General features: G+C 58.6%; 21 protein-coding genes. 12 read left to right on the forward strand and 9 right to left on the reverse strand.

Features of this window, described 5'->3' with window-relative positions; translation table 11 throughout:
- Positions 1 to 4: 4 nt before the first annotated feature.
- The 8 genes from CLH62_RS13520 (at position 5) to slmA (ending at position 6210) form a co-directional block, all read left to right on the forward strand.
- Complete coding sequence (locus CLH62_RS13520) at positions 5 to 1345, forward strand: peptidylprolyl isomerase (RefSeq protein ID WP_099618878.1); 1341 nt, start codon at positions 5 to 7, stop codon at positions 1343 to 1345.
- Complete coding sequence (gene pdxA / locus CLH62_RS13525; RefSeq protein ID WP_099618657.1) at positions 1345 to 2355, forward strand: 4-hydroxythreonine-4-phosphate dehydrogenase PdxA; 1011 nt, start codon at positions 1345 to 1347, stop codon at positions 2353 to 2355. Before CLH62_RS13520 ends, pdxA begins: the two co-directional genes overlap by 1 nt.
- Positions 2352 to 3182, forward strand: a complete 831-nt coding sequence (gene rsmA, locus CLH62_RS13530; protein WP_099618658.1) for a 16S rRNA (adenine(1518)-N(6)/adenine(1519)-N(6))-dimethyltransferase RsmA — start codon at positions 2352 to 2354, stop codon at positions 3180 to 3182. The genes pdxA and rsmA overlap by 4 nt, the downstream gene beginning before the upstream one ends.
- Positions 3175 to 3975: a symmetrical bis(5'-nucleosyl)-tetraphosphatase gene (locus tag CLH62_RS13535; protein ID WP_099618659.1), complete on the forward strand. Its 801-nt coding sequence runs from the start codon at positions 3175 to 3177 to the stop codon at positions 3973 to 3975. Before rsmA ends, CLH62_RS13535 begins: the two co-directional genes overlap by 8 nt.
- 43 nt (positions 3976 to 4018) lie before the next feature.
- On the forward strand, positions 4019 to 4378 hold the full coding sequence (locus tag CLH62_RS13540) for a DUF423 domain-containing protein (protein ID WP_099618879.1): 360 nt from the start codon (positions 4019 to 4021) through the stop codon (positions 4376 to 4378).
- Positions 4379 to 4402: 24 nt separating this feature from the next.
- A complete protein-coding gene (thiS, locus tag CLH62_RS13545; protein WP_099618660.1) occupies positions 4403 to 4603 on the forward strand; it encodes a sulfur carrier protein ThiS in 201 nt (66 codons plus the stop codon).
- Positions 4604 to 4682: 79 nt separating this feature from the next.
- Positions 4683 to 5504 (forward strand): thiazole synthase, encoded by an 822-nt coding sequence (locus tag CLH62_RS13550; protein ID WP_099618661.1) that lies wholly within the window; start codon positions 4683 to 4685, stop codon positions 5502 to 5504.
- A gap of 118 nt (positions 5505 to 5622) precedes the next feature.
- Positions 5623 to 6210: a nucleoid occlusion factor SlmA gene (gene slmA / locus CLH62_RS13555; protein ID WP_099618662.1), complete on the forward strand. Its 588-nt coding sequence runs from the start codon at positions 5623 to 5625 to the stop codon at positions 6208 to 6210.
- 480 nt (positions 6211 to 6690) lie between these two features.
- On the opposite strand, the gene CLH62_RS13560 is transcribed toward slmA, so the two are convergent.
- The 4 genes from CLH62_RS13560 to CLH62_RS13575 all read right to left on the reverse strand — a co-directional run bounded on the left by CLH62_RS13560 (position 6691) and on the right by CLH62_RS13575 (position 9923).
- Positions 6691 to 7515: an inositol monophosphatase family protein gene (locus CLH62_RS13560; RefSeq protein ID WP_099618663.1), complete on the reverse strand. Its 825-nt coding sequence runs from the start codon at positions 7513 to 7515 to the stop codon at positions 6691 to 6693.
- 56 nt (positions 7516 to 7571) lie between these two features.
- The gene (locus tag CLH62_RS13565) at positions 7572 to 8867 is read right to left on the reverse strand and encodes a pyridoxal phosphate-dependent aminotransferase (RefSeq protein ID WP_099618664.1); all 1296 of its coding nucleotides are present in this window, start codon (positions 8865 to 8867) and stop codon (positions 7572 to 7574) included.
- Between the two features lie 150 nt (positions 8868 to 9017).
- On the reverse strand, positions 9018 to 9332 hold the full coding sequence (locus CLH62_RS13570) for a DUF3301 domain-containing protein (protein ID WP_099618665.1): 315 nt from the start codon (positions 9330 to 9332) through the stop codon (positions 9018 to 9020).
- Positions 9333 to 9383: 51 nt separating this feature from the next.
- Positions 9384 to 9923: a methyl-accepting chemotaxis protein gene (locus CLH62_RS13575; RefSeq protein ID WP_322868559.1), complete on the reverse strand. Its 540-nt coding sequence runs from the start codon at positions 9921 to 9923 to the stop codon at positions 9384 to 9386.
- Between the two features lie 141 nt (positions 9924 to 10064).
- On the opposite strand from CLH62_RS13575, the gene CLH62_RS13580 reads away from it, so the two are divergent.
- A complete protein-coding gene (locus CLH62_RS13580) occupies positions 10065 to 11744 on the forward strand; it encodes a putative bifunctional diguanylate cyclase/phosphodiesterase (RefSeq protein WP_099618666.1) in 1680 nt (559 codons plus the stop codon).
- A 101-nt stretch (positions 11745 to 11845) separates the two neighbouring features.
- Entirely contained in the window at positions 11846 to 12811 is a 966-nt protein-coding gene (locus CLH62_RS13585) for a helix-turn-helix domain-containing protein (RefSeq protein WP_099618667.1), read from the forward strand.
- Between the two features lie 65 nt (positions 12812 to 12876).
- On the opposite strand, the gene CLH62_RS13590 is transcribed toward CLH62_RS13585, so the two are convergent.
- On the reverse strand, positions 12877 to 15963 hold the full coding sequence (locus tag CLH62_RS13590; protein ID WP_099618668.1) for an efflux RND transporter permease subunit: 3087 nt from the start codon (positions 15961 to 15963) through the stop codon (positions 12877 to 12879).
- Positions 15963 to 17063 (reverse strand): efflux RND transporter periplasmic adaptor subunit, encoded by a 1101-nt coding sequence (locus CLH62_RS13595; RefSeq protein ID WP_099618669.1) that lies wholly within the window; start codon positions 17061 to 17063, stop codon positions 15963 to 15965. The genes CLH62_RS13590 and CLH62_RS13595 overlap by 1 nt, the downstream gene beginning before the upstream one ends.
- 333 nt (positions 17064 to 17396) lie before the next feature.
- Between CLH62_RS13595 and CLH62_RS13600 the strand changes: the two genes are divergently transcribed.
- A complete protein-coding gene (locus CLH62_RS13600) occupies positions 17397 to 17903 on the forward strand; it encodes a DnaJ domain-containing protein (RefSeq protein ID WP_099618670.1) in 507 nt (168 codons plus the stop codon).
- Between the two features lie 2 nt (positions 17904 to 17905).
- On the opposite strand, the gene CLH62_RS13605 is transcribed toward CLH62_RS13600, so the two are convergent.
- Both CLH62_RS13605 and CLH62_RS21125 read right to left on the reverse strand, forming a co-directional pair.
- Positions 17906 to 18694 carry a secretin N-terminal domain-containing protein gene (locus CLH62_RS13605; protein WP_099618880.1) on the reverse strand — a complete coding sequence of 263 codons (789 nt, stop codon included), beginning with the start codon at positions 18692 to 18694 and terminating at the stop codon, positions 17906 to 17908.
- Positions 18695 to 18908: 214 nt separating this feature from the next.
- Positions 18909 to 19067, reverse strand: a complete 159-nt coding sequence (locus tag CLH62_RS21125) for a hypothetical protein (protein ID WP_170005803.1) — start codon at positions 19065 to 19067, stop codon at positions 18909 to 18911.
- Between CLH62_RS21125 and CLH62_RS13610 the strand changes: the two genes are divergently transcribed.
- The gene (locus CLH62_RS13610; RefSeq protein WP_099618671.1) at positions 19066 to 20118 is read left to right on the forward strand and encodes a 3-deoxy-7-phosphoheptulonate synthase; all 1053 of its coding nucleotides are present in this window, start codon (positions 19066 to 19068) and stop codon (positions 20116 to 20118) included. The genes CLH62_RS21125 and CLH62_RS13610 overlap by 2 nt on opposite strands.
- Here CLH62_RS13610 and CLH62_RS13615 read toward each other — a convergent pair.
- Positions 20063 to 20734, reverse strand: a complete 672-nt coding sequence (locus CLH62_RS13615) for a LysE family translocator (protein WP_099618672.1) — start codon at positions 20732 to 20734, stop codon at positions 20063 to 20065. The two genes, CLH62_RS13610 and CLH62_RS13615, sit on opposite strands and share 56 nt — an antisense overlap.
- Positions 20735 to 20822: the final 88 nt, after the last annotated feature.

Raw genomic sequence — 20822 nt, forward strand, 5'->3', positions numbered from 1 at the left:
GATTATGAAGGCGACACTTCGCCATGGTGTTCAAGCGTTACTGGTTTTTCTTGCCGTTCTGGCACCGCTGACCGTTCAGGCAGAGCGAAAACTGCTGGATCAGGTAGTGGCCATCGTGGATGAGGATGTCATTCTTCAGACCGAGCTGGAGGCCAGGATTAACACCATCGCCAGTCGGCTCAAGGCCCAGGGCACAGGACTGCCACCGAGACCGGTGCTGGAAGAGCGGGTTCTTGACCAGCTGATCACCGAATCGATCCAGATGCAGATGGCGGACCGGGCCGGCATGCGCATCAGCGATAACGAACTGAACGAGACCATGGCCAATATCGCTGAGCGCAACGGCATGACCCTCGCTGAGTTTGAAGCGCAACTGGAAGCGGAAGGCGTTACTTATAACCAGGCCCGGGAGCAGATCCGCAAGGAAATGCTGACCAGCCGGGTGCAGCAGCGGCAGGTGGGTAACCGGGTCCGGGTGACCGACCGGGAGGTTGAAAACTATCTGGAGAGCCAGCAAGCCCGCGGAAACAACAGTGCGGAATACCGGCTGGCCTATATTTTTATCAGTGTTGACGATCCCTCCGATGAAGCTGAAATGGAAGCCGCCCGGGAAAAGGCTGAACGTCTGCGCAGCGAAATTGTCCAAGGGCGGGATTTCCGCGAAGTTGCTGTTGCGGAATCCGATGCCAGTAATGCCCTGGAAGGTGGCGACATGGGCTGGCGGGCAGAGGGCCAGCTGCCCTCTCTGGTCGCTCCAGTGGTGCCGGATCTGGCTGTTGGAGAGCCATCCCCTGTGTTGGAAAACAACAGTGGCTTCCACCTGGTGATGCTGATGGACAAGCGCGGCGGTGAACAGCAGCAGGTCATTCAGCAGCATCTTGTTCGTCATATTCTGGTTCGGCCGTCCGAAGCGGTAACCGATAGTGAGGCGGAAGCCAGAATTCGCGACCTTTACCAACAGCTTCAGAACGGAGCCAGTTTCAGCGCTTTGGCTCAGGACTATTCGGACGATCCGGTATCTGGCTCCGACGGGGGCAATCTGGGCTGGGTAAGCCCGGGCCAGATGGTGCCGGCATTTGAGCAGGCCATGATTGAGGCTGATGTCGACGAACTGAGAGGGCCATTCCGGTCCCAGTTTGGCTGGCACATTTTGCAGGTTCAGGAGCGCCGCCAGAAGGACATCAGTGGTGAATTGCGGGAGACTGAGGCGCGCCAGGCAATCTACCGCCGCAAGTTCGAGACCGAATTGCAGAACTGGCTCCGGGAAGTTCGCGACGAGGCCTTTGTCGAGTTCAAGGGTGAGTACGGCAACGATTCACCCGCAGAAGAAGAGCCGGTTTCCTGATGGGTAAACCGCTGGCTCTGGCACTGACAGCAGGCGAACCTGCGGGCATTGGTCCCGAGCTGTGTCTTCAGCTTGCGCTGGAGCCCCGGACGGCCGGCATTGTGGTGGTTGCAAACCAGCCGTTACTGGAAGCCCGGGCGCAACAACTGGGTTTGACGGTTGCGCTGCATTCCTGGCACCCGGGCGAGACGCCCCGGATGGAGGCGGGTCATTTGTCCGTGCTGCACGTGGAGGGCTGTGCCAGCCACCAGACCGGAAGGCTTGATCCGGTCAACAGCGCCTATGTGCTGAGAACCCTTGAAATCGCTGGTAGCGGCTGCCTGAAGGGGAACTTTGATGGCATGGTTACGGCGCCGGTTCACAAAGGGGTGATCAACGAAGCCGGTATCCCGTTCAGTGGCCACACTGAATTTCTGCAGGAGCTGTGCGAGGTCGAGCGGGTGGTGATGATGCTCGCCACCGAACAGCTGCGCGTGGCGCTAGTGACTACCCACTTACCGCTCAAGGACGTTTCGGCCGCCATTACGCCAGAGCGTTTGTCCCAGGTTACCCGGATTCTCGATGCCGACCTGAGGCGTTTCTTCGGGATAGAACGGCCGCGAATTCTGGTAGCCGGACTCAATCCCCATGCCGGCGAGGGTGGTCATCTTGGCCGCGAGGAAATTGAAACCATTGAGCCAACGCTGGAAAAGCTCCGGGCCGAAGGGATTTCACTGACCGGGCCACTTCCGGCCGATACCCTGTTCACACCGCACTGGCTCGATCAGGCCGATGCCGTTCTGGCCATGTACCATGATCAGGGGCTGCCGGTGCTGAAATTCCAGGGCTTTGGACGCGCGGTGAACATCACGCTGGGCCTGCCGATTGTCCGTACTTCTGTCGACCATGGGACAGCCCTCGATCTGGCCGGCACCGGCCGGGCCGACTCCGGCAGTTTGCAGGCGGCTATCAAGATGGGTGAGCACATGGCCCGCTGTCTTAAATCCAGCAATCAAGAGACACGTTCGTGAGTAACAAAGCCGGCCACCAGGCCAGAAAACGGTTTGGTCAGAATTTCCTGCACGACCCGGGGGTGATTGAGCGGATCATTCGCGCGATTAACCCCAAGCCGGACGATGCCATTGTGGAAATAGGCCCCGGCCTTGGTGCGCTGACCGAGGAAATTCTGGCGGTCAATCCGAGGCTCCAGGTGGTGGAGCTTGACCGGGATCTGATTCCGGTACTGCGCACCAAGTTCTTCAACTATCCGGAATTCCGGATCCACCAAGCTGATGCGCTCAAATTCGATTTCAGCCAGCTGATGGTTGACCGGCCCCTACGGATTATCGGTAACCTGCCGTACAATATATCCACGCCCTTGATCTTTCACCTGCTCGGGCAGGCGGGCGTCGTGCAGGACATGCACTTCATGCTCCAGAAAGAGGTGGTGCAGCGGATGGCCGCGGTACCGGGTGACAATAATTACGGGCGCCTGGGTATCATGACCCAGTATTTCTGCAAGGTTCAGCCGTTATTTGAAGTCGGCCCCGGCGCTTTCCGGCCGGCCCCGAAAGTGGACTCGGCCATTGTCCGCCTGGTTCCTCATCAAACCCTGCCATACCCGGCCAGGGATCTGGCCACCCTGCAGTCCGTGGTGCGGACCGCCTTCAACGCCCGCCGTAAAACCCTGCGCAAGGCCCTTGGCGGGCTGGTTTCAGTGGCACAGCTGCAGAGTTTGGGAATCAATGACGGGTTGCGACCTGAAAACCTGAGCCTGGCTGATTATGTGGCCATTGCAGACCTGTTGGTGGATGCAAAGAGTGTGGCTAATCCGGCAAATGAGGTAAGTGATGACTGACTACGCCATTGGCGATATTCAGGGCTGTTACGACCGTCTTAGGGATGTCCTGGCCAAAGTGGATTTCTCGCCCTCACGGGACCGTCTGTGGGTCGCGGGGGACCTGATCAACCGGGGCCCTTCCTCGCTGGAAACCCTTAGGTACATCGAGAGCCTGGGTACCTCTGCGGTGGTGGTGCTTGGAAATCACGACCTGCATCTGCTGGCGGTTGCCCTTGGCGGTCATGAAACCCGCCGTAAAGACACCCTGGCGGATATTCTGGAAGCGCCCGACCACGACCGGCTAGTGAACTGGCTCCGCCAACAGTCGCTCTGTATTCACGATCCGGCCCGCGACCTGGTCATGGTTCACGCTGGCCTGCCTCACATCTGGTCTGTGGACCAGGCCATGAATTTTGCCCGTGAGGTGGAAGAGGTGATCCGCGGCGATGTTGCAACGGAGTATTTCACCCATATGTACGGCAATCAGCCGGAGCGCTGGGATGATCATCTGGCGGGCATGGACCGCTGGCGGATTATTACTAACTACCTCACCCGCATGCGTTTTATCGCTGAAGATGGCACCCTGGAATTGGCAACCAAGGAATCCGCGGGCGATGCCCCGGAAGGTTTTTCCCCCTGGTTTCGCTATCCCCGTAACGATGATACCCGTGTCGTGTTCGGGCACTGGGCTGCCCTGGAAGGCAACACTGGAGTTGACCGTTTCATTGGCCTGGATACCGGCTGTGTCTGGGGGGGTGTACTGACCATGATGAATCTGGATTCCGGAGAAAAGATCCACTGTGACTGCTGAATCCGTACAACAGGGCCGCGGGCGAGTTTTGGGGGTTCCCCTCATCGCCGGTGGTGTTCTGGCCCTTCTGGCGGTGATGGCGGGCGCGTTTGGTGCCCATGGTTTACGCGGCCTGGTCAGTGAACGGGGCCTTGAAGTTTTCCAGACTGCCGTCACCTATCAGATGTATCACTCCATTGCGCTGGTTCTGGTGGCAATTCTGGCCGCGCTGGGACTGTCCAGGAAGCTGTTGGGTTGGGCGGCCGGGTTTTATCTGGCCGGTATCCTGCTCTTCAGTGGCAGTCTTTATCTGCTGGTACTGACCGAAATCCGCTGGATTGGTCCGGTTACACCGCTCGGCGGGGTGTGTTTTATGGTCGGTTGGGCACTGTTGATAGCGGCCGGCATAAACCGGAACAAGTGACGAATAGTGAGGTTCAAGACGCTCATGCAGGTTGAAGTGAATGGTAACGCGATGGAGCTGCCGGCTGGCGCGACCATTGCGACACTGATCGAACAGTTGGCCCTCGCGGGCAAGCGGCTGGCTGTTGAGGTGAATGAAGACATCGTCCCCCGGAGCCAACACCTGGAATTTACCCTGAGTGATGGCGACCGTGTTGAAGTCGTCCACGCCATTGGCGGCGGCTGACGGAGCGGCCCCCGCTGCTGATTGTCCCATCGGTACCGACGATTTCCATCCTCCCGAATTCAAGATACCCAGGAACACTATGACAGACAAACCGACAGACACACCCGAACTCCAGCTTCCCAAAGACAGGCCGCTCGAAATCGCCGGCCGTGTTTACCAGTCCCGGTTGCTGGTTGGTACCGGCAAGTATCGCGACATGATGGAGGCCGGCCATGCCATCGAGACCAGTGGCGCGGAAATCGTCACGGTTGCCGTACGCCGGACCAATCTGGGCCAGAACCCGGATGAGCCGAACCTGCTGGATGTGATTTCTCCGAAACGCTACACCATCTTGCCGAACACCGCCGGCTGCTATAGCGCCAAAGATGCAGTGCGCACCTGCAAATTGGCCCGGGAACTGCTTGATGGCCACGATCTGGTCAAACTGGAAGTGCTGGGCGAGGAAAAGACCCTCTACCCGAACATGACCGAAACGCTGGTGGCCGCCGAAGAGCTGATCAAAGACGGCTTCAAGGTGATGGTCTACTGCTCCGATGACCCGTTGCTGGCCAAGCGCCTGGAAGACATGGGCTGCGTGGCCATAATGCCCCTGGGTGCGCCCATTGGTTCCGGGCTTGGTATCCAGAACCGGTACAACATCCGTCTGATTGTTGAGAACGCCAATGTGCCGGTGCTTGTCGATGCCGGCGTAGGCACAGCGTCAGACGCCACCATTGCGATGGAACTGGGTTGCGATGGCGTTCTGATGAACACGGCTATCGCCCAGGCGAAAGACCCCATCAAGATGGCCAACGCCATGCGCCTTGCCATCGAGGCTGGTCGTGAAGCCTACCTGGCGGGCCGTATGCCCAAGAAACTCTACGCCAGCGCATCGTCGCCCATTGATGGCACCTTCTTCTGAAAAGGCTGAAAATGGAGTCAGATGAAGGCTTTCATCTGGCCCCGTGTTTACAATAACCGAGGGCCGGCATCGAACGACCGGCCCCGACGACGATAAATCAGAGCGCTGCTGTCCTGCCATGACTGACCAGAAACCCAGTCGCCGCGAGGCGATTCTCCATGCCCTTGTGGAACTCCTGGAGACCGACCCGGGAGCCCGCATCACCACCGCTGGCCTCGCCAAATCCGTGGGCGTAACCGAGGCGGCCTTGTATCGCCACTTTCCCAGCAAGCGGAAAATGTTCGAGGCCCTCATCGAATTTGCTGAAGATGCCGTGTTCTCCCGCTGCCAGGTCATCCTGCAGGAGCAGGAAGATGTGCGGGTTCGACTGCAGCAACTGGTGCACCTGGTGCTGGTGTTCGCCGAACGCAATCCGGGCCTGTGCTGCGTGCTGACCGGCGATGCCCTGATGGGCGAAAACGACGCCCTGCGAAAACGCGCCTCGCAGTTTTTCGAGCGCCTGGAAACCCAGGTACGCCAAACCTTGAAAGAAGGCGAAATCCGCCAGGGTTTGCGCCCCAGAACGAGCGCTGCCCGGGGCGCGGATTATGTCCTGGTGTTCGTTGAGGGCCGGATCCAGCGATTCATCCGGTCGTCGTTTTCGCGCTTGCCTTCCACTGACTTTGATGAGTGTTGGGGGCTGGTTGCTGAGGGTGTTTGGGGCTAGCTTTGGAGTTGGCCCTCTTTTTCGTAGCCTGAGGCTAATGGTGTAGAGGATTGGTGGGAGTGCCCTGCGCAGAACCGCTACGAGCACGTCCCTGTGCGCTTGTTTCCGGCCATCCTTGGCCTCCAACATTCTGCGCAGGGCACTCCCACCAATCCTTTCTGAATCATCAGATATATCGGCCGGAGGTTGGATTAGGCAAAGCCGTAATCCAACAAAGCCCATTGGGAAACCCCGCAATTGTCGGATTACGGCTTTGCCTAATCGGACCTTCGATGTTGCCTTGTTCAGGTTTCCGATATCACTTAAGTAACGTCGGCAGGGGAGGGAAGCCTTCTTCCCGGAATGTCGGAGGCCATGGATGGCCGGAGTCAAGCGCACAGGGATGTGCTTGTAGCGGTTCCGGGAAGAAGGCTTCCCTCCCCTGCCTGCCCCCCAAAGCGAGCAGGCTCCCGAAACCAGAATAACCGGCCAGTTTAACGATCACTCATAACCGGAAGCCGAACGAAGGATCTCGCGAACCGGCTCCCAGATTGCCGGCGCCGAGATCAGAATATCCCGGCCCCAGAGGTCGGCCGGGTATCCTTCCGGAACCTCGCTGAAATGGCCCGCCGTGGCGCCGGCTTCCAGGGCGATCAGGCGGGCGGCGGCGAAGTCCCAGGGGCTGACGTTCTCGTAGTAAATGTCCAGCCGGCCGCAGGCCACCCAGCAGATATCCAGGGCCGCGGAGCCGATCCGGCGCAGGTCGCGGCACTGGTGAATCATCGCATCCAGGCGTTTCACCAACGGCTCGAGATTGTCCTTGGTGTACGGGAAACCGGTCGCGAAAAGTGAGTCCCTTGGAACCGTGGCGCCGCTGTGGCGGATTGGGCGGCCATTGAGGCTGGCGCCTTGTGAACGGGTTGCCCGGAAAGTCTCGCCGGGAAATGGCGCGTGCACCACCCCTGCCTGAACCCGTCCTTTTTCAGCAAAGGCAATGGAAACCGCAACCTGCGGATGGCCGTAGGCATAGTTCACCGTGCCGTCGATGGGGTCGACGATCCACAGCGGCGTATCCAGTTCCTCGGCCTGGCTGAGGTCCGGCATGGTTTCTTCGGAGAGGATTCGGTGGCCCGGGAAGCGTTTGCGGATGGCGCCGGTGATGAACTCGTCGGCCATGACATCAGCGTGGGTCACCAGTTCGGTCTGGTGTTTGTAGTCGGTACGCAGGGCATTGCCGTCGCGCTCGCGGCGAATCAGTTCGCCGGCCTCGCGAGCCAGGTTTTCGGCAAATTCGGTAATCTCGAGCAGAGAAGCAGAATCAGACATGGCGCCCTCGTTGATATCCCGTAAGAGTATAAGGGCGCCAGTCTAACACGGCATAATCAGAGGCTGTTCAGCCACTGGTCCATCTTGTCCATGGCTTTGACCAGGCGCGGGCAGGCCTGTATGACGAAGTCATCACCCAGTTCCTGATTCGCGTAGTCACCACCGGCCAGTTGCAGGGATTCGGCGCCGTCGAAATCCACAAACGCCAGACGGGCGGCCAGGTGGTCCGGTACGAAACCGAAGTCGCTGGCCGGCAGGATGGCCACGCCGGTATTTTCCAACAGAGCCTGGCAGAATGCCTGGCTGGTCTTGATGTCCTTCTTCGACAATTGGTCCCGGAAGCCTGAGAAATCGGGGAACAGATAGAACGCCCCTTCAGGCTTCTGGACAACCGCCCCCATCTCGGTCAGGCGCCGATGCATATATTCGCCCACCACTTTCAGTACCCGACGTGACTGTTTGAGGTATTCCTCAATGTCTTCACCGCCGTTGAAGGCCGCAATGGCCGCATGCTGAATCGGTGCGCTGGTGGCGGTGTAGGTTTCGCTGGCGATGATCGCCATAGCGTCCTGCAGCGGTCGCAGCTCACGTGGGAAAATAAAGGTGCCCAGCCGCCAGCCACCGGCACCGGCCCACTTGCTCAGGCCGGTACTGATGATGGTGCCTTCCGGATAATAGCGGGCGATGGACTTGTGCTTGCCTTCGTAGTTCACTTCGCCGTAGATCTCGTCCGACAGCAGAATCAGCCGGTATTTCCGGGCCACGTTGGCAATAGCGAGCAGCTGGTCGTCTGTGTAGGTACAGCCGGTCGGGTTGGATGGATAGTTCAGGATGAGAATACGCGGCCGTGACGGGTCGTCGCGGCAGACGATGTCCAGCTCCTCTGCAGTGAGCTGCCAGTTGTTCTCGGCGTGTGTTGGCAGCCAGTGTACCGAACGGCCGATAATCCGCGCCTGCGGAGCATAGGAGACCCAGCTCGGGCGGGGGATCAGCAAATCACCGTAATAGGCCAGCTGCAAGATGAACAGTAGCTCTTTCGAACCCGGGCCGATCAGCACGTCTTCCCAGGTGCAGCGCATGCGCTCATTGCGGTTGATATAACCGGCAATGGCTTCCCGCAGTCCCTTCAAGCCCTTGACCGGCAGGTAGTCCTTTTCGTGGGCATGCTCCCTGAGGGCCTCCACCACGCGTTCCGGCACCGGAAACGGGGATTGGCCCAGGCCCAGCTTGATAATGTCCTTGCCTTCGGACTTGAGCTGGTTGCTCAGCTCATTGATGCGAAGGGTGGCCGAGGGCTGGATGCCCCGTACGTTCAGATTGATCGCGAAACGGTGGTCGTTTTGGATGTCCATTGTCCCTGTCTGTTGGTTGGAAGTGGCTGTTTGTCGGGATTAACCCCGTCAGTATAGGAAACCCAAACATATCTGTGATGGGGTAACGGATAGGTGATTGCCGAAGTTCAGGGGAAACTTTTGCAGACTTTTCGAGTCGGGGCAGGGTGCTCAGGAAAACCGGTGGGGTTCCAGTTCCATGTGCTGGATGCGCTGACCCAGCATGATGATCCGGCCGGTATAGCGTTCTTCCCCCGTGGAGGTGAAATCAAACAGGAACCTGCGCCATACCCGGATCCGACCCTGTTCGTCACGCTTGAACCAGAGCCCGCGAAGGAACACGGCGTCGTCCAGCAGCATGACATCCATGGTCTTGCAATAGCGATGGGCGGCCTGAAGCACAGAATCCTTGATGGCTTTGGCTCGCCACCAGTACCAGGCAGCGAAGCCGGCCACAAACAGCCAGAACAGGGTTCCAAGAGTCACGATTTCGGCGATCTTCCCACAGTCATTCAGAGGTTGGACCGTCAGCCTACCTTATTGCACCGGCTCGGGGAATCGTTGCCTGTCCTTTGGTGCATTAGCAGGCAACAGTCGCTGGCACAGCATCTGCAGGAAGTGGCTGGTCAGCAGTTGGGCGTGGTCGACGTTGTTGCCGAGGTGCTCCGACTCTTCCCGGGCGTTTTCGCTGCTCTGAACCGACCGGTTGCCCAGCTCCAGCAGACGTTCCGCCCGGCGTTCCACCTGAACACTGAGGGCGGCCTGTTGCTCAGTTGCCCCGGCCACCTCGTGAGTGCAGGCGGTGATGACATCGACATCGCGCAAGGTAGCTTCCAGCCTCGCGCTGGCTTCATTGGCTATTCCGGCGGTCTGCTCACAGCTCCGGGCACCGCTGTTGATCACATCGACAACCTCCCGGGTTTCGGTCTGAAGAGCACCGATCATCTCGTCGATCTTGCGGGTTGATTCGTGGGTTCGCCGCGCGAGGCCCCGGACTTCATCTGCGACCACCGCAAACCCCCGGCCGGATTCGCCGGCCCGCGCATCCGATATCCGGTTATTGCAATAGTTGAACATTTCCTCACCATTTCTTGTGCTTTCGTCGTAACACGGTGGTTTTTGCATTATGCGGCTAGGTTTGCGACAGATACTCCCTATGCTGGTTGATGGGGGTGGTCGGACAAGGTTCAGGGACTGCTGAAAAGGAGTGAGCTGTGCATGCAGGCATTACAACAACAAGATTTCAGAGCCCTGGTGGATAATCATCCCAGGGCGATTATGCTGGCGACGACAGAACCGAGAATTGCCTACGTTAACCGGATGTTTCGTTCAGTGACTGGATACCAGGCGGATGAAGTCCTCGGGCAGGCGCCTTCGGTACTCAGTTCGGGTTTGCATTCTCCGGAGTTTTATCAGGCCATGTGGGAGAGTCTCGAGCGTCACGGACGCTGGGAGGGGCTGATATGGAACCGGCGCAAAAACGGTGAGACCTATCCGCAATGGTTATCGATCTACCCCGTGGAGCATGATAACCGACGGTTGTACGCCGGAGTTTTCATGGACGTTGGCGATGTTGCCGCCAGCGACGAGCAACTCGCTTCACTGGCCTATTATGATCCGCTCACCGAGCTGCCCAACCGTTCGCTGTTCCAGGAGTTCCTAAAGGCCCGCGTATCCCAGCGGGAGCGGGAAGGGCGCCGTTTCGCAGTGCTCTACGTGGATCTTGATTTCTTCAAGTCGGTCAATGACCTGCATGGCCATGACTGTGGCGACCGGGTGCTGCAGCAGGCGGCCCTGTGTATCCAGAGCGTGTTGAGACGGGGAGATGTGGTGGCAAGGCTCTCGGGGGATGAATTTGCGGCCATCATCGAATTGCAATGCGATGATGATCTGGACGGTGTCTGCCAGCGCATGACACAGATCTTTCAGGCCCCCGTGATGGTTGATCATCGTGAGTATTTTCTATCGGCTTCGGTAGGCGCCGCTGTGTATCCGGACCAAGGCAAAACCGGCGGGGAACTGCTGCAGAATGCTGACCGGGCCATGTACACAGCAAAACTGGCAGGGCGAGCCTGCTATCGTATATACAGCGCCGTGGACACCGAGCAGGGGCGTCACCAGCAACGCCTGTCGGAAGCCCTGATTGCGTCACTGAAGACCGCGCCGGAAGAGTTCAGTGTGGTCTATCAGCCCCAGTACCATCTTGCCACCGGCAAAGTAGCGGGGGTGGAGGCGCTTCTGCGTTGGAACCATCCTGAGTTCGGCTCGGTGTCACCCGCAGATTTCGTTCCCATTGCAGAACATCGAGGCCATATCCACGAGCTGACGGAACATCTGGTGCGCTGTCTTCTCGCGGACCTTCCTGACTTCCCCGGGAATGTACTGCCAGGGCTTTGCCTGGCCATCAATATCTCCGCGCGCCAGATTACCGACTCCCGTCTCGAAGCTCTGCTGGGCCCGTTTTTTGAACGTGTTCGCTGGATTGGCTGGCTGCCTGAAATCGAGATCACTGAAACCCACCTGATGAATCTGACCAGGCAGTGCCTCGATCGGCTGCGGGAGTTTGGTAACCAGGGGGTGATTGTCGCGATTGATGACTTCGGGACCGGCTATTCGTCGCTAGCCTATCTGCACACCTTACCGGTACAGGTACTCAAGATTGACCGCCAGTTCATCCGTCGCCTGGGGGAGGAGTCCCGGGATTCGCGGATTGTTTCGGCGATTCTGGGAATTGCCGAGGCGCTCGACCTGGAGGTGGTGGCAGAGGGCATCGAAAACGAGGATCAGTACAGAAAGCTGTGTGAGCTGAGGTGTCATCGGGGCCAGGGGTACTTGATGGCCAGGCCCGCACCCTGGCAGGCGTTAAGTGGTTCACTAATTGATCAACATCAAGAATAGGCCAAACAAGCACTGGTTTCGGGGCATTTTGCAATATTTGACTATGGGAAGCGGCGGACTTGCCCTAAAAGAGGGACCACAATCATCGTCCCCGAGACCTTATGCGAAACACAGTGCCAGATCTCGAACTCGACGCCTACCTGCGGGTCAACCGGGCGTCCCTTGGTGAATGGCTCGCCGCTATCCGTGAGATGTCCGGTTGTGACGATATGGAATGCCGGTTATACCGGGACGGCGGTCCGGTAGGGGCCTTGTCCGCCCTTGGATCAGACGGCGGAAATGTGGTTTGTGTTTATGCCACACAGGGCATGGATATCATGGGCTGCAGGTCAGCCGACCCAGTTCTTCTGCTAGCAAGAGCTGGAAACCCGGAGATCTCCCTCCAAAACGGTCCGTGGAAGCCCCTGGCCCGCCTGCGGCTTGCCCGCCCTTCCGATCGTTTCCGTCTGCGATTGCCAGCGAGCAGCCAGGTTATGATTCTCAGGCCGGCTTCCGGAATGCTGGGCAGGCTCGCCAGAAATGACGGCGCAGGGGTGCTCGCTGCCTGTGAGAACCTGATCACCTGTTATCTGCATCGCTCGTCCTTTTTCCGGGACGATGCTCACGCCAGAGATATGACCACTCAGCTTTTCTGCCAGCTGGCGAAGGTCGTCGGAAATGAGGCGCGGATACCGTGCCAGTGTCGAGAGCTTGACCGACGACTGCTGCGGGCGATTGAGAAGATCCGGCGGGAGCCAGACTGGGACTTCGATCTGCAGGAGCTGGCAAGCCATTCCGGTGTCAGTGAGCGCAATCTGTACTACCTGATGAAGCGGGAAACCGGCATGACCCCCTATCGGCTTTACCAGCGCCACCGGTTGATGAGGGTTCGCCACCAGCTGGTGGACTGCCAGTGCGAGGTGCCCCACATTTCCTGGTATGCCGCCGATGCGGGATTTTCCCACCTTGGCCGGTTTGCCGCCCTGTACCGGGACCACTTCGGGGAGCTGCCCAGTGAAACGGTGCAATGGCGTCGCAACCTGCAGCGCCGCGAGCCTGATAATGCGGCGGATTTGGTCCTTAGCTGAATCCGGAACAGCAATAAAAAGCCCGGCTCACTGAGCAGTGGCCGGGCTTTTTTCGGTTACCAAACTCAGTGAGCCGTTGCCGGCTTGTCTCCAGCGGATTCGTCCGAGTACTCGTCGCCGGCCGAGCCATGATGATCACGGCCCAGCAGGATATAAAACGCCGGCAGTACGAAGATAGTGAACAGCGTGCCAATGCCAAGGCCGGCACTGATGGTCAGGCCTATGGCGAATCGGCTTTCCGCACCGGGACCAACAGCGATCAGCAGTGGCACCATGGCAAAGATCAGTGCCAGGGACGTCATGATGATTGGCCGCAGCCGGATGGCAGCGGCTTCAATCACGGCATCAACCTTGTTCAGTCCGCGTTCCTTCTGGAGCTGGTTGGCGAACTCGACAATCAGGATGCCGTTTTTGGAAACCACCCCGATCAGCGTGATCAGCCCTACCTGGGTGTAGATGTTCATGGTCGCGAAGCCGAGCACGATGAACGCCATGGCGCCCGCGACCGACATGGGTACCGAGACCAGAATAATGAACGGATCCCGCCAGCTCTCGAACTGCGCCGCCAACACCAGATAAATGACCAGCAGCGACAGGAAGAAGGTCACCATCAGGGCGCTACCCTGGGTGGCCAGTTGACGGCTTTGCCCCGTGTAGTCGTAGCTGAAGCCTTGCGGGAAAACCTCGTCCGCCGTCTGTTCCATGAAGTCCATGGCGGTGCCTGCGGCAACGCCGGGCATCACTACACCCTGGAGCGTGAGGGAGTTTTGCTGGTTGAACTGGGTCCGGTTTGACGGCTCCACGTCCTGGCTGAAGCTCACCACGCTCCCCAATGGCACCAGCTCTCCGTTGTCAGCCCGGATGTGGTACTCGTTGAGTGCCTGGGCGTCGAGACGGAACTGCTGGTCAACCTGCGGAATTACCTGATAGGAGCGTCCTTCCATACTGAATCGGTTGATATAACCACCGCCCAGCATACTCGAAAGGCTTTGACCCACGTCCTGCATCGACAGGCCCAAATCCGCGACCCGATCCCTGTCCACCTCGATGCGGGTAATCGGGCGGTCGAAGTTGATGGATTTTTGCAGGAACATGAAGTTGCCGCTGCCCATGGCCTTGCCCAGCAGTTCATCAGCCACCTGGTCCAGCTGCTCGTAGCTGCTGCCGGTAGTAATCACAAACTGGAAAGGCAAGCCGCCCCCGGAGCCGGGCAGAGACGGTCTTGGAAACACGGCAGTCTGGAGGCCGGTTATATTCTTGAGCTCCGCATCCAGCAGTGGCTGAGCTTCGAACTGGCTGATTTCCCGTTCGCTCCAGGGCGCCATCTTGAAGCCACCAAATACTGCATTGGGGCTGGTGATGCCGATGATCATGAAGTCTTCGTTATACCCCGGGACGGTAGACATCCGCTCCTGGACCTCGTCACCGTGCTCCATCAGATAATCGAGGGTCGAGGTCTGGGGGCCAAGGCCCTGATAGAACAGAATGCCCTGATCCTCGGTGGGTGCCAGTTCGTTCTGGCTCATCGTCACCATGAAGTAAATAGAGCCCAGGACTACAATGGCGAAGAACACCACCACCGACTTGGTTTGCATCAGTGAGCTCAGGGCCGACTTATAAGCTCCGGCGAGACCGTTAAAGGTGCGCTCTACGAGGCTCTCGAATTTCCCGGGGTTGCCATGGGGTTTCAGCACCTTGCCTGACAGCATGGGCGAGAGTGTCAAAGCGACAATGCCGGAGATTACAACAGTACCGGCCAGAGTGAAGGCAAACTCGGTAAAGAGCGAGCCGACCAGTCCGCCCATGAATCCGATGGGTGCGTAAACCGCTACCAGGGTTGTGGTCATGGCGATGATTGGCACCGCCATTTCACGGGCGCCATTGATCGCCGCCTCAAAGCGCGACTCACCATCTTCAATGTGCCGGTGCACGTTCTCAACCATGATGATGGCGTCATCCACCACCAGACCGATGGCCAGCACCATGGACAGTAGGGTCAGCAGGTTCAGGGAAAACCCGAACATCAGCATGATGAAGGCGCCGCCGATCAGGGACAGCGGCACCGCAATGGACGGTACGATGGAAGCGCGCACTGAGCCCAGGCAGAGGAATACCACCACCAGAACAATAACCATCGCTTCCAGCAGTGTCTGAATAACCTCGTTGATTGAATCCTCAATAAAATCCGACGCGTCATAAGCCAGGCGTACATCCAGGCCGGAAGGTAGCTGGCTTTTGATATCCGGCAGCTCGTCTTTCACCAGGCCCGCTACCGTCAACGGGTTGGCCCCCGGGGCCAGTTCAATGGCGACATAGGTTGCGGGCTGCCCCTTGTACAGGGCCAGCTGATTGTAGGTTTCGGAGCCAAGCTCGACACGGGCGATGTCCTGCAGGCGGATCTGGGTGCCATTCGCCTGCTTTACGACCAGGTTCCGGAATTGATCCGGGTCGGCAACATCGGTGTCGCTGGTCATACTGATTTCGGTGTAGGTTCCCTTGGTGTTGCCAACGGCCGCCTGATAGTTGTTGGCGCGCAGTTTTGCCACCACTTCCTGCGGCGTCATGTCGACTGCGGCCAGACGGTCCGGGTCCAGCCAGACCCGCAGAGCAAACTTCCGGCCCAAAAGCTGTGCCTTGCCAACCCCTGAGAGTGCCTGCAGTCGGGGCTGGACAACCCGGGTCAGGTAATCTGTGATCTGGGGCACGGCCAGCTCGGTGCTGTAGAAGGCAATGTACATCAGCGCCGTTGAATCGCCAGTGGTTGAGCTGATAACCGGGTCCTGGGCTTCGGCCGGCAGCACGTTGCGCTGGCTGGCCACCTTGGCCTGAATTTCCGCCAGGGCCGCGTTGGCGTCATAGTTCAGCACCATCTTGGCTTCAATGGTGGAGGATCCCTGGGAGCTCGTGGAGGTCAGGTAGTCAATACCACTGGCTTCAGCAATCGCCTGTTGCAGGGGGGTGGTGATAAAGCCCTTGATCAGGTCTGAGCTGGCACCTGGATAGGCGGTGGTTACCGTCACTGTGGTGCTCTCGAGCTCCGGATACTGCCGGATCTCCATTTCCATGGCAGCACGTGCGCCAAGGAGCAGAATGAGCAGGCTGACCACCGTCGCCAGTACAGGGCGATGGATAAAGATATCAGTGAAGCGCATTACTCAGACGCCTCCTGCTTCTGCTCGTCGCCCTGAATGGCGACCTTTTGTCCGGCACGCAAGCGCAGCAAGCCCTTGGAAACCACGGTCTCGCCTGCTTCCAGTCCAGACAGCACGGCAACGCGGGTATTGCGGGTCTCACCGGTGGTGACCGTGCGGCGGCTGACTACCAGGTCACCGCCATCGTTTTCCTCCACGACAAACACAAAATCGCCGTAGGTGTTGTAGGAAATAGCGGTTCGCGGAACGGTCACGACTTCATTGTCTTCCGGCTGTCGCGTCAGAATCGTTGCGAACATGCCCGGCCGCAGCAGGTTCTCGGGATTGCCAAGAGTCGCGCGAATGCGCACGGTGCGGGTTTCCGGGTTGACCGAGGTGTTGATGGCGCTGACGGTACCCTCAAAATCCTGCTCGGGCACGGCGGCTACCGTCGCGACCACCGGGTAACCCGGTTTCACGTTCGGCAGGTTTTTCTCAGACAGGGTGTAATCAACGTAGATCGGATCAAGCATGTTGATTTCAACAATCGGAGTGCCGGTGGCAATGTACTCACCCTGATCCACCATCCGGATACCGAGGGTGCCGTCGAACGGCGCGCGGATTACCTTTTTGCTCAGCTGCGCTTCGGCCTCGTTCACTCGTGCTCGGGCGGCATCAAAGTTGGCCTTGGCTTCGTCATACTGGGACTGGGATACCGCGCGCTTCGGAAGCAGGTCGGCTATCCGCTGGAATTCCTGTTCCGCCAGTTGGGCTTCGGCCCGACGAGTGCGCACGGCTGCTTCATCGATTTCCGCGTTCAGGCGAACGAGCACGTTGCCTTGTTCAACGGTGTCCCCAGACTCGAAGTTGATCTCCTCAATGACGCCGGGCACTTCGTTTGCAACCTCAATGCCATTTACGGCTTCGATACTGCCCACGGCCTTGATGGCCGGCGTCCAACTTTCAGTCTGAGCCTCGGTTGCAGAAATCTGTGCAGGCGGCTGGGGCTGGGACATCTGCTCTTGCATCTGGCCAAACTGGTAGAACTTGTAGCCGAAGATGCCTCCAAGCACCACGCCGAGAAAAATGATGACGATCAGAAAGCGGGAAGCAGTGCGCATAGTTCAGGTCCTGGAAATCTGTGTCCGGTCTGGGTGGTGCAATTATCGGTAAAGAAAGGGAGGCGGGCCATCTGCGTTCCCTTGCCGATCCATTGCGCGCCGACAGACTGATTGAATACGGGAATCATTCATGTTTGACGAAGCATAGCATCCTACAAAATTCAGATAGCTATTGTCACCGGTTTGTAGGTATTTCTCGCTAGATTCCGGACAGGCCGGTTTTGACGGAAGTCATAGCGGTTTTCGCGGCTGCCGGCTTTCAGTGCGCAGACACTGGTAATGTAGCAGGAGACAGTGACAGAATTACGACGTTACTCAAGGTAAGGATCAACCATGCAGTGGATTCTGGGAATCGCGTTGGCAGCCGCCGTGTTCGTAATTCTGAAACAGTGGGGCGCGCTGTCCGCCGAGAAGAAAAAGGCAGCGACCTGGAAGGTTGTCCTGGTGGTTGGTGGCGCCCTTCTGGTTTTTATGGTTCTGACGGGGCGCATCCATGTGCTGACAGCCGCAGTGGCTGCTGTTATTCCGCTGTTGCGAAAGCTGCCGGGGTTGCTGAAATACGCCCCTGCCATGAACAGGATGTTTGCAGACAAACAGCAGGAAGGGGGCAATGGGCAGACAAACCGGCAGTCCGATCCGGGCAACGACCTGGACGGCCAGATGTCGATGCGCGAAGCCTGCGACGTCCTCGGAGTGAAAGCCGGCTGTTCTGAAGAGGAGATTGTGATGGCCCATCGCCGGCTGATGCAAAAGCTTCACCCGGATCGCGGCGGCAACGATTACCTGGCGGCCAAGCTCAACGAAGCAAAACACGTTCTGCTGGGCAAACGCAAAGCCTGAGGTCAGGGCAGAAGGTCGACCCTGACTTCAAAACTCCGGTTATCCGAGCGGCTGCTGTTAACCTGATAGGTGATTCCGCTGCGCTCCCGGGTTGAGCTGGTTGCTGTGCTGCCCAGCGACACCCACTGACCCGGCTCGACCCGCCGAATTGTGACTACAGCTTCAGTTTCATAACCATTCAGGCTCGCGGGATCCTCCTCGAAAGACACGATGCTCAGCTCAACCGCCTGATCAGAAATGACCTGGGGGCTGACCAGAAACCCGCTGCGAGTTTCAACCTGCTCGAGGAATGCGGCCGGATTTCGGCCACCTCGAACGGCGACCGGAATAGTCCTGATCTGGCCCGAGGTGATATGGGCGGACTGGCCATCCTGTATAACCAGCGTTCTCTCCTGGGTGCTGCCGGTACTGGTCACGCGCCGCTGTGCTGAAAGTTCCACCTGGCCCCCGGATGCAGAAATGCCCCCTCCTGATCGCTTGCCCCCTATGTCGGTTCTGGAACGAACGGTAATCCGGAGCTGAACGGGCGCAACGTCAAGAGTCTCAACGAGCATTCCTATTTCATCCAGTAACTCTGGCTCACCGCGAACCACCAGTTGTGTTCCCCGAGCGGTGACAGTAACGGGTGAGCTCTGGTAGAGCTGGCGAATCTGTGCGGCTACATCCTCGCCGGGCCGGTTGTTGAGCTGGTAGGCTCGGGTCTCCGACTGTGCAACAGCCTGGCTTGAGAGCAGGCCGATGAGTGCGGCGAGAACAAGTAAAAGTGGGTATCGTCGAGACGTTACGGTCATTGATTGCTCCCAACGTTTGTAGGAACTGAAAAAATACCGGAAATGAAAAAACTCCGGCGCACGGGTTGCCAAGTTGAAAACCGGGGGTATATATTAAAAAGCATGAAGACGACACACGCGATCTGTCAATTGAATGTTCTGAAAGCTTTCGGCGCCAAGCCGGCGGCGGCAGTCGCTGTTGTGTTTTTCTGGTGGTTTGGTTATGGCTTTTATTTTAGCCAGAGCCGGGGCCGCCCATAGGATCTTCATCGAACGAATAACGAAGAAGGCAGCCCGGCAGAAAACCCAGGCTGCCACCGGACTCAAAAAGCCCCGACTGGTAGCCCAGCCGGGGCTTTTTGATTCTGACGCAGGGAAACTGGAACATTGACATGAACATGCCCTTGAAAACCGAACTGACAGACCAGACAGCGGCGTCTTTGGCTCTGCATCGCCAGGAAGTCATTCTGCCGACGCCGGCGGAGCTGAAACAGGAGATGCCGGCGAGTGACTTTGTCATCAGGCAGGTGAGTGAGCAGAGGCAGGCGATCCGTCGGATTCTACAGGGCAGTGACGACAGGACCCTGATCGTGATGGGCCCCTGTTCCATTCATGATGAGGTGGCTGCCCTGGAATACGGGCGGAAGCTGAAGGCGCTGGCTGATGCTGTCAGTGACCGGTTCCTGATCGTCATGCGGGCCTACCTGGAGAAACCCCGGACAACGGTTGGCTGGAAGGGTCTGCTGTATGATCCCGAGCGTACCGGAGCCGGAGACCTGAATGGGGGGCTGCGTCGTTCCCGTCGCCTGCTTCTCAACCTCGCTGCCATGGGGCTGCCCCTGGCCACGGAAGCGTTGAGCCCGTTCGCCATGGACTATCTGGGCGATCTGGTGAGCTGGACCGCCATTGGTGCCCGTACCACCGAGTCACAGGTTCACCGGGAACTGGTCAGCGGCCTGCCGATGCCAACCGGGTTCAAGAATGGCACCGATGGCGGTATTGCCGTTGCCACCAATGCCATGAAGTCAGCCAGCCATCCTCATCACCACCTGGGCGTCTCCGCCACTGGCGTGCCGGCGATGATCACCACCCGGGGCAACCCCGACACCCATCTGGTCCTGCGCGGTGGCCGTGGCATCACCAATTATGATGCCGACAGTATTGACCGTGCGGTCAGTGCGCTGGCGGAAGCGGGTCTGTCCACCGCAGTAATGGTGGACTGCAGCCATGACAATGCTCGCAAGCAGGCAGAGCGCCAACTGGATATCGCACGGGAGGTGATGGCTCAGCGTCGCGCTGGCAACAGCCATATACGCGGGTTAATGCTCGAGAGTTTCCTGGAGCCGGGTCGTCAGGATGATGGCGGGGACCTGCGTTACGGCTGCTCGATTACCGATCCGTGCCTGGGGTGGGTCCAGACGGAGGCTCTGATCCGCTCACTGTAGACATCAGCAGTTGGCCAGCCAGCACCAGCAAAACGCCGCCCATTAACCGGTCCAGCCAGTGGCCGAAGCGGTTAAAGCCCCTGCGCACCTGCGGCAGGGTGAAGAAAATGCCGACCATGGCGAACCAGAGCCCGGTGGCCAGGGCCATGTACAGACCATAGCCGGCTTGCAGGGCGATGGGCGTGCCGGGGCTGATCACAACGGAGAACAGCGAAACAAAGAACAGAGTTGCCTTGGGGTTGAGGGCATTGGTCAGGAATCCCAGGCGAAGGGCGCTGAGGCCGGATTGGCTGATCTGTGGCGACGTTTCGACATGAATGCCGCCGGCCCGGGCCCGCAAGCACTGGATCGCAATCCAGGTGAGATACAACGCACCCATAACCTTGAGAATACTGAACAAAAGCACGGATTGCTGAATCAGCAGGCCGATGCCCAGTAGCGAGTAGCAGACATGCACCAGAATGCCTGCGCCGATTCCGATGGCGGTCAGGAGGGCATTCTTTCGGCTCTGACACAGGGCCTGTCTGAGCATCACTGCAAAATCCGGCCCGGGGCTTGCGACAGCCAGAAGGTGAACCAGCGCTACTGTCAGAAATTCCGGCCAGTAATTCTGCATAGTCCTGTCTCCGATGTGTTCGTCGTCGTTTGAAAAGTCTGACAGCATAGGCTGAAACGGTGTTTTTTTCATGGGGCAGTTTAAATTT

This window comes from Marinobacter guineae (assembly GCF_002744735.1).
Taxonomy (GTDB): domain Bacteria; phylum Pseudomonadota; class Gammaproteobacteria; order Pseudomonadales; family Oleiphilaceae; genus Marinobacter; species Marinobacter guineae.

Bases quoted from the DNA above. Each gene is read 5' to 3' on its own strand.
- CLH62_RS13520 (WP_099618878.1), top strand. From the start codon at position 5: ATGAAGGCGACACTTCGCCATGGTGTTCAAGCGTTACTGGTTTTTCTT.
- pdxA (WP_099618657.1), top strand. From the start codon at position 1,345: ATGGGTAAACCGCTGGCTCTGGCACTGACAGCAGGCGAACCTGCGGGC.
- CLH62_RS13535 (WP_099618659.1), top strand. From the start codon at position 3,175: ATGACTGACTACGCCATTGGCGATATTCAGGGCTGTTACGACCGTCTT.
- thiS (WP_099618660.1), top strand. From the start codon at position 4,403: ATGCAGGTTGAAGTGAATGGTAACGCGATGGAGCTGCCGGCTGGCGCG.
- CLH62_RS13550 (WP_099618661.1), top strand. From the start codon at position 4,683: ATGACAGACAAACCGACAGACACACCCGAACTCCAGCTTCCCAAAGAC.
- slmA (WP_099618662.1), top strand. From the start codon at position 5,623: ATGACTGACCAGAAACCCAGTCGCCGCGAGGCGATTCTCCATGCCCTT.
- CLH62_RS13560 (WP_099618663.1), bottom strand. From the start codon at position 7,515: ATGTCTGATTCTGCTTCTCTGCTCGAGATTACCGAATTTGCCGAAAAC.
- CLH62_RS13565 (WP_099618664.1), bottom strand. From the start codon at position 8,867: ATGGACATCCAAAACGACCACCGTTTCGCGATCAATCTGAACGTACGG.
- CLH62_RS13575 (WP_322868559.1), bottom strand. From the start codon at position 9,923: ATGTTCAACTATTGCAATAACCGGATATCGGATGCGCGGGCCGGCGAA.
- CLH62_RS13580 (WP_099618666.1), top strand. From the start codon at position 10,065: ATGCAGGCATTACAACAACAAGATTTCAGAGCCCTGGTGGATAATCAT.
- CLH62_RS13585 (WP_099618667.1), top strand. From the start codon at position 11,846: ATGCGAAACACAGTGCCAGATCTCGAACTCGACGCCTACCTGCGGGTC.
- CLH62_RS13590 (WP_099618668.1), bottom strand. From the start codon at position 15,963: ATGCGCTTCACTGATATCTTTATCCATCGCCCTGTACTGGCGACGGTG.
- CLH62_RS13595 (WP_099618669.1), bottom strand. From the start codon at position 17,063: ATGCGCACTGCTTCCCGCTTTCTGATCGTCATCATTTTTCTCGGCGTG.
- CLH62_RS13600 (WP_099618670.1), top strand. From the start codon at position 17,397: ATGCAGTGGATTCTGGGAATCGCGTTGGCAGCCGCCGTGTTCGTAATT.
- CLH62_RS13605 (WP_099618880.1), bottom strand. From the start codon at position 18,694: ATGACCGTAACGTCTCGACGATACCCACTTTTACTTGTTCTCGCCGCA.
- CLH62_RS13610 (WP_099618671.1), top strand. From the start codon at position 19,066: ATGAACATGCCCTTGAAAACCGAACTGACAGACCAGACAGCGGCGTCT.
- CLH62_RS21125 (WP_170005803.1), bottom strand. From the start codon at position 19,067: ATGTCAATGTTCCAGTTTCCCTGCGTCAGAATCAAAAAGCCCCGGCTG.
- CLH62_RS13615 (WP_099618672.1), bottom strand. From the start codon at position 20,734: ATGCAGAATTACTGGCCGGAATTTCTGACAGTAGCGCTGGTTCACCTT.